The sequence below is a fragment of the Microbacterium sp. genome (assembly GCF_051953575.1).
Taxonomy (GTDB): Bacteria; Actinomycetota; Actinomycetes; order Actinomycetales; family Microbacteriaceae; genus Microbacterium.
Window position 1 is genome coordinate 37,995 of the sequence record NZ_JBQCIP010000178.1, and the last position, 6,406, is coordinate 44,400.

At 73.9% G+C, this 6,406-nt stretch carries 6 protein-coding genes; all 6 read right to left on the bottom strand.

The genetic code is table 11. The features are described from left to right. Window positions 1-257: 257 nt before the first annotated feature. Window positions 258-1,139, bottom strand: coding sequence for a MurR/RpiR family transcriptional regulator (locus tag ACTHNQ_RS11055; RefSeq protein ID WP_440333417.1), 882 nt, complete (start codon window positions 1,137-1,139; stop codon window positions 258-260). Beyond that, window positions 1,139-2,071: an N-acetylmuramic acid 6-phosphate etherase gene (gene murQ / locus ACTHNQ_RS11060; protein ID WP_440333418.1), complete on the bottom strand. Its 933-nt coding sequence runs from the start codon at window positions 2,069-2,071 to the stop codon at window positions 1,139-1,141. The genes ACTHNQ_RS11055 and murQ overlap by 1 nt, the downstream gene beginning before the upstream one ends. Further along, the gene (locus tag ACTHNQ_RS11065; RefSeq protein WP_440333419.1) at window positions 2,064-3,002 is read right to left on the bottom strand and encodes an N-acetylglucosamine kinase; all 939 of its coding nucleotides are present in this window, start codon (window positions 3,000-3,002) and stop codon (window positions 2,064-2,066) included. Before ACTHNQ_RS11065 ends, murQ begins: the two co-directional genes overlap by 8 nt. Then, a complete protein-coding gene (locus ACTHNQ_RS11070; RefSeq protein WP_440333420.1) occupies window positions 2,999-4,237 on the bottom strand; it encodes an anhydro-N-acetylmuramic acid kinase in 1,239 nt (412 codons plus the stop codon). Before ACTHNQ_RS11070 ends, ACTHNQ_RS11065 begins: the two co-directional genes overlap by 4 nt. Next, window positions 4,234-5,652: a glycoside hydrolase family 3 N-terminal domain-containing protein gene (locus tag ACTHNQ_RS11075; protein ID WP_440333421.1), complete on the bottom strand. Its 1,419-nt coding sequence runs from the start codon at window positions 5,650-5,652 to the stop codon at window positions 4,234-4,236. Before ACTHNQ_RS11075 ends, ACTHNQ_RS11070 begins: the two co-directional genes overlap by 4 nt. Before the next feature lies 1 nt (window position 5,653). Further along, the coding region (locus tag ACTHNQ_RS11080) for a carbohydrate ABC transporter permease (RefSeq protein ID WP_440333422.1) at window positions 5,654-6,406 on the bottom strand (753 nt) is incomplete at its 5' end.

The following is a 6,406-nucleotide window of genomic DNA, read 5'->3' on the forward strand; positions in this document are numbered from 1 at the left end:
GCGCTCCCGACGAAAGTGGCGCGAACGGTCGCCTCGACCGACAAGAAGCAACCACAGGCGCCACCTCACGGTTGCCACCCCCAAGAAAATGGGGCGCGAACGGTCGCCTCAACGCCCACGACACGACCACACGCGCCACCTCGGCGAATGCGCTCCCTAGGAATGTGGCGCGAATGGCCCGCAACCCCGGGGACGCAGTACAACCGACACCGCGGCGGCACCTCGGCTGACGAACGAAGCGCGACGGATGCCGACGCTCAGCCGCTCTCGACGGCGCCGGTGTCGGGGCGGCGGGACTGCACGGCGTCGTAGGTGCGGCGCAGGCTCTCGGTCATCTGCGGGAAGTCCTGGCGCAGGGCGAGCACGAACAGCATGTCGATGAGGGCGAGCTGTGCGATGCGGCTGGCCATGGCGCCGCTGCGGAAGCGGGCCTCGCGCACGCTCGTGCGCAGCACGATGTCGCACACGTCGTCGAGCGAGGACTCGGCGGCGTTGGTGATGCCGATGGTCAGCGCGCCGGTGCGGCCGGCCGTCGTCAGGAAGTCGAGGGTCTCGCGGGTCTCGCCGCGGAACGAGACGCCGATGGCCACGGAGGCGTCGTCGAGGAGGGCGGCCTGCACGAGCGCGAGGTGGATGTCGACCGAGACGCCCGCGGGGCGGCCGATGCGGCTGAGCTTCTGGAACAGGTCCTGCGCGCTGAGCGAGGACGCCCCCGCGCCGTACAGCTCGATGCGCCGCGCCCCACGGATCGCGGTGACCGCCTGCGCGACGGCCTCGGTGTCGAGGGACTGCGCGGTGTCCTGGATCGCCTGCATCTCCTGGAAGGCGATCTTGGCGACCGTGTCGGCGATCGAGTCGTCGGGGCCGATCTCGCCCTCGCCGATGTCGAAGCTGATGCGCTGCGCCTGGTCGCGACTGAGCGCCGCGATGACGTCGAGGCGGAACTCGCGGTAGCCGGGGTATCCCAGGCTCTGGCAGAACCGAGCGACCGTGGACTGCGAGGCTCCGCTCACCTCGGCGAGCCGCATGATCGTCGAGGTGCGGACGAGCTCGGGATCAGCGAGCACGGTGTCGGCGACGCGTCGCTCCGAGGCGCTCAGCCGGTCGAGCGACTGGCGGGCGCGGATCAGGACGTCCATCACACCGCCTCGCGGGTGCGGTCCAGTGCTTCGCGCAGCCGACCCCCGGCGTCGGCGAGCGCACGAGCCGCGGCATCCGCGGTCAGTCCCCTCATGCACATCAGTATCGCGGGCTTCACCTCCCAACCGGTGTCGGCGAGCGCGCGACGCGCCATCGCGGGGTCGACATCGGCGATCCCCATCACCATGCGCACCCCGCGGGCACGCAGCTTCTCGTTCGTGGCGCGCACGTCGACCATGCGGTTGCCGTAGGTCTTGCCGATGCGCACCATCGCGAGGGTCGAGATGGTGTTGAGCACGATCTTCTGGGCCGTGCCGGCCTTCAGCCGCGTGGAACCGGCCACGAGCTCGGGCCCGACGATGACCTCGACACCAACGTCGGCGGCCGCGGTGAGTTCGGAGCGCGGATTGCAGCTGACCCCGATGGTCGCCGCTCCCCGCTCGTGCGCCTCGGCGATCGCGCCCAGCACGTAAGGCGTGCGCCCCGACGCGGTGAGTCCCACGACGCAGTCGTCGGGCCCGACACCGGCGCGTGCGATGTCGGCGCGTCCGGCGGCGCCGTCGTCCTCGGCGTTCTCGACCGCCGAGCGGATCGCCGTCTCTCCCCCGGCGATGATGCCGACGACGCGCTCGGGCGGCTCTCCGAAGGTCGGCGGGATCTCGCTCGCGTCGAGGATGCCGAGGCGCCCGGGCGTTCCCGCCCCGACGTACAGGAGTCGCCCGCCCCGCTGCATCCGTTCGGCGGCGGCGTCGACGGCGCGGGCGAGATCGGCGGATGCCGCCACCAGCGCGTCGCTGACCTGGCGGTTGCTGTCGATCATGGCCGCGACGAGCTCGGGCGTCGTCATGAGGTCGAGCTCGCCGAACTCGGGGTCGACGGCCTCGGTCGTGAGCTCGGCCAGCTGACGGCGCAGATCGTCGAGGTCAACCACGGCGCACCACACTCCCCTCGTACGGACTGGCCGGGGTTCGGGCGATGTACTCCGCCCCGTCGAGCGCGTCGCCCCGGGGCTCGACGACGGCGAGCCCTCGTTCTCGCAGCCGCGCGCGCAGCGCGCCCCCGAACACCTCAGACCCGGCGATGCCGCCGAGCAGGCAGTAGGGGCCTGCTCCCGCGAGCGCGCCGTCCGCCGACGCACTCCCCGATCGCGATGCCCCCGCGGCGACACAGGCCTGCAGCACGGCGTCGACGGCGCGCTCGACGATGTCGCGTGCGACGGCGTCACCGGCCGCGGCGGCCTGCAGCACGCGCGGGGCGAATCGTGCCAGCTGCCGCGCGGGCGCGGCGGTGTCGGCGACCCACCGGGGCAGCGTGCTGAGCGGCGTGTGCAGCTCCAGGGCGGCGGCCGTGAGCGCGGTCGCAGGACCGCGGCCGTCGTGGGCGGCCAGCACGGCCCGCAGCCCTTCCTGCCCGATCGCGCGGCCGCTGCCCTCGTCGCCGAGCCAGGGGCCCCAGCCGTCGGTCTGGCTCAGGATGCCGGCACCGTCGAGGGTCAGCAGCACCGTGCCGGTGCCGACGATCACCATCGTTCCGGGCATCCCCTCGAACGCCCCCGCGTGGGCCGTCACCGCATCGGTGGTGACGGCGGTCGGCGCCTCCAGACGCTCGGAGACGCGGTCGGCGAGGGCCCGCGCGGCGGCCGGCGCCGCTTCGGCTCCCGCGGCGCCGACGCCGATCGATGCGACCGGCGTCGGCAGGTCGAGCTCGCCGAGAGTCGCGACGATGGCGTCGAACGCGCGGGTGTCGCCGTCGCTGTCGGCGAGCCCCGGCACCCCGGCTCCCTGCGCCGAGACGGTCGTGGCTCCGGACGTGGCGCGGATGCGGCATCCGGTCTTTCCCAGGTCGACGGCGACGATGCTCATGGCCGCTCCTCTCGAGTGCGCACGCGGAGGCGCTGCCATGCGCCCTCGGTGACGGCGGGCGGGGTAGGCAAGGGCGCGACCGACAGGTCCCATTGCCCGGCGACGGCGGCTCGGCCCTCGGGCGTTCCCGGCAGCTCCAGCGGCACCCGCAGCACCGAGAGGTACGCGAGCGCGGCGAACATGACCGCCTCGCGGGCGTCGGCCGGGATGCCCCAGGCGTCGCTCGGCTCGACGGGCACGCCTGCGAGCGCCGCGATGCGGTCGAGCAGCACGGGGTTGCGGGCGCCGCCGCCCGAGACGATGAGGCGGGCGGCGTCCGGGGCCGAGCGGTGCAGCGCGTCGGCCACGGACGCCGCGGTCAGTTCGGCGAGCGTCGCGCAGACGTCGTCGAGAGTGCGGGATGCCGGCGGCCGCGGCTGCCCGGGCGATCCCGGCGTGTCGTCTCGGCCAACGGCCGAGAGTGCCTCGTCGACGGTGGCGAGCGTGAAGGTCTCGCGCCCCGTGGTCTTGGGGGCGTCGAGCGCGAAGTACCGATGAGCGAGCAGGCGCTTGAGCAGCGCGGCGTCGACCGTCCCCGCGGCGGCGCGGCGGCCGTCGCGGTCGAAGGTCTCGGCACCGTGCGTCTCGCGGGTCAGGTAGGCGTCGAGCAGCGCGTTCGCGGGTCCGGTGTCGAACCCGGCGACCGTGCCGTCGGGCCGCACGACCTGCAGGTTCGCGATGCCGCCGAGGTTGAGTGACGCGATGGGCGCCGCCGCCTGCTCTGCGGCCTCGCGCAGCCACCGGGCGTCGAAGGCCGCGATGAGCGGCGCGCCCTGGCCGCCTGCCGCGACATCGGCGACGCGCACGTTGAACAGCACGGGGCAGCCGGTGGCGCGGGCGATCCAGGCGGGCTCGCCGACCTGCAGCGTGCCCCACACCGTGCCGCCCTCGACACCGTGGAAGACGGTCTGCCCGTGCGCGCAGACCAGGTCGGGCGGCGCCTCGCCCGCGGTGAACGACACGGCAGCGCGTGCGAACGCCTGCCCGACGACGGTCTCGAGCCGGCACCAGTCCGCCGGCTCCAGCGCAGCGCCGTCGACGGCGCGCATGACGAGCGCGCGCTCGTCGGGCAGCCACGGCGCGGTGCCCCACCGTTCGACGACGAGCTCGAGCGCGTCCTGCCCGGCCTCGATCGAGACGAGCACGGCGTCGATGCCGTCGGCGCTGGTGCCCGACTGCAGCGCGAGGATCCTCATCGCCCACCCTTCGCCGCCCACGCGCGCACGATGCCCGCCGAGAACACCGAGTCGGCACCCAGCTGCACGACGGCGGCGTCGAACCCACCGGGGATCGCGCCGACGTTGACCACGATGCACTCGCCGGCGGCCTGCGCGTCGGCGAGCACGCCGAGCTGCACCGCGCTGGGCCGGTCGGCCACGACCGCGGTGAGGCCCGCGCCTGCGGCATCCGCCGATTCGGCCAGCGCGCGCAGCGTGTCGGCCACCGGAACGGCCCGGGTCGCCGCGGCCTGCGTGGCCCCGCCGCGGGCGTCGACGACGCGCGCGATGCGGGCGAGCCCGGCGAGTGCGGAGGGATCGGATGCCGCGGCCAGCGCGTGCTCGATCGCCCGGGCGTCCTCGGCGGCGACGTCGACCGTCGCGTCCGCGATCGAGGACGCGCGCGAGGCCGAGGTCTCGGCCGCCAGGCGCGCGACACGGCCGTGGGCCTCGCGCAGGCGCTCGGGCGCGAGGCGTCCGTCGTGCACGGCCTCGACGATCGCGCCGACCACCTCGGCGTACTGGGCCGCGGCGTCGATGCCGCCGAGCTCGGGGTTGCCGAGACACACCAGGTCGACGCCCGCCGCGAGCGCCCGGGCGGCCCCGCCGCCGATGCCGTAGGTCGCGGCGATGGCGGCCATGTCGACCGCATCCGTCACCACGACGCCGTCGAAGCCCGCGGCGCGCAGCCGGGCGATGGCGTCGGGGTTGACGGTCACCGGCTCGGTCCCCCACTCCGGCACCACGATGTGCGCCGTCATGACGGCGGGCACCCCGGCCGCGATGGCGGCCTCGAACGGCGCCGCGTGACGCGCGGCCGTCGCCGCCGGGACCGTCGGCACCCCGCGGTGGGAGTCGATGTTCGTGTCGCCGTGGCCCGGCCAGTGCTTGACGCAGGCCGCGACACCGCGGCGGGAGCGGATGCCGCGGACGGTGGCCGCGACGCGCGTCGCGACCTCGTGCGGGTCGGCGCCGAACGAGCGCGCACCGATGACGGGGTTGTCGGGGTTGTCGTTCACATCGGCGCTGGGCGCGAGCACGAGGTCGATGCCGGCCCGGCGCACGCGCTCGGCGAGCACCGCCCCGACCCTCTCGGCGACCTCGGGCGCCACGAGCCCGAGCTGCGCCGGCGACGGCAGCGTCGATCCGAGGCGACCTTCGAGCCGCGTCACGACGCCGCCCTCCTCATCGGCGGCGACGATCGTGTCGGGGCGCACGGCGCGGATGTCCGCGGCCAGGCGCGCCGTCCCGTCCGGATCGTCCGCCGACACGTTGCCCGCGAACAGGCAGACGCCGGCGAGACCGCGCTGCAGCTCGGCGCGCAGCCATTCCGGCATGGTGGGGCCGGCGAACCCGGGCAGCAGCACGCCGGAAACGAGTTGTTCGAGATCCATGTCAGCCCTTCACAGCCCCGGCGACGATGCCGCTCGACAGGCGCCGCTGCACGATGATGAAGAAGATCATGACGGGGATCGTGATGATCGTCGACGCCGCCATCACCGAGCCCCAGTCATTCGAGTGCACGCCGAAGAACTGGCGCAGGCCGATCGACACCGTGTAGTTCTCGGTCGCGCCGCCGAGCAGCGTCATCGCGAAGATGAACTCGTTCCACGCCGTGATGAACGCGAAGACGCTCGTCGCGACGAGCCCGGGCGCCACGAGCGGCAGCAGCACCGACCGGAACATGCGCCACCACGAGGCGCCGTCGATGTAGGCGGCCTCTTCGAGCTCCACGGGCACGGCGGCCACGAAGCCGCGCAGCATCCAGATCCCGAACGGCAGCGCCAGCGCCGTGTAGACGATCATCAGGCCGAGCAGGGTCCCCAGCAGCTGCAGATCGCGCACCTGCACGAACAGCGGGATGACGAGGGCCTCCAGCGGCACCATCTGCACGACGAGGATCATCATGACGATCTGGGTGCGCAGGGTGAACCGGAAGCGGGCGACGGCGACGGATGCCAGCAGCCCCAGCAGGCCTGAGAACACGACCACGACCAGCGCCACCACGAGCGAGTTGCGCAGGTAGGTCGCGAAGCCGCCGTCGGTCAGCACGAAGACGAAGTGGTCGAGCGTGAACTGGCGGGGCACGAGCTCCGCGCCGCCCGACGGGTTCTCGTCGAACGCGCTCACGAGCATCCAGTACGTCGG

Bases quoted from the DNA above. Each gene is read 5' to 3' on its own strand.
- ACTHNQ_RS11055 (WP_440333417.1), bottom strand. From the start codon at position 1,139: ATGGACGTCCTGATCCGCGCCCGCCAGTCGCTCGACCGGCTGAGCGCC.
- ACTHNQ_RS11075 (WP_440333421.1), bottom strand. From the start codon at position 5,652: ATGGATCTCGAACAACTCGTTTCCGGCGTGCTGCTGCCCGGGTTCGCC.
- ACTHNQ_RS11065 (WP_440333419.1), bottom strand. From the start codon at position 3,002: ATGAGCATCGTCGCCGTCGACCTGGGAAAGACCGGATGCCGCATCCGC.
- ACTHNQ_RS11070 (WP_440333420.1), bottom strand. From the start codon at position 4,237: ATGAGGATCCTCGCGCTGCAGTCGGGCACCAGCGCCGACGGCATCGAC.